1 protein-coding gene is annotated in these 571 nt (G+C 71.5%); it reads right to left on the bottom strand.

Annotation, left to right across the window (positions count from 1 at the left end; genetic code table 11):
* On the bottom strand, window positions 1-571 hold a 571-nt coding region (locus tag DNK89_RS23805), incomplete at both ends, for a methyltransferase domain-containing protein (RefSeq protein ID WP_110962017.1).

Raw genomic sequence — 571 nt, 5'->3', positions numbered from 1 at the left:
GGCTTCGAGATAGGGCCGCAGCCCCGTGCCGCGCATCCAGTCGACCACCGCGTCCTCGCCTTCGAGCACGTGCAGATAGGTGGTCGTCCAGATGTCGACGCTGCGGGCGAGCGGCCGCAGCCAGTCGTAGTATTCGCTGGCCGAGGCCATCGGCCGCACGCCGCGAACGCCGCGAAGCCGCTCGGCCCACGGCCCGTGGGCGGCGGCGTCGCGCAAGGTGCGGTGCCAGTCGCTGTCGAAGGACACCGGCATCTGGCAGGCGAAGACGCCGCCCGGAGCCAGGCCGCCGACCAGCCGGGGGAACAGCGCCTCGTGGCCGCCGACCCATTGCAGCGCGGCGTTGGTGAAGATCAGATCGGGCGGCGAGGCCGGCGCGAAGCCTTCGATGTCGCCGAGAATCCAGTCGACGCGGGCGTTGCGACGCCGCGCCTCGGCCAGCATTTCAGGACTGGAATCGAGTCCGTGCACCACGGCCTGGGGATGGCGCGCCGCCAGCACGGCCGCATGCTCTCCGGTGCCGCAGCCGAGGTCCCAGATTTCGCGCAACGCCGCGTCCTGCGGAATCTGCAAC

It is taken from the genome of Acidovorax sp. ST3 (genome assembly GCF_003231145.1).
Lineage (GTDB): Bacteria > Pseudomonadota > Gammaproteobacteria > Burkholderiales > Burkholderiaceae_C > Acidovorax.
Note: the sequence above shows the minus strand (reverse complement) of the source record. Positions and strands in the feature narration are given on the sequence as shown.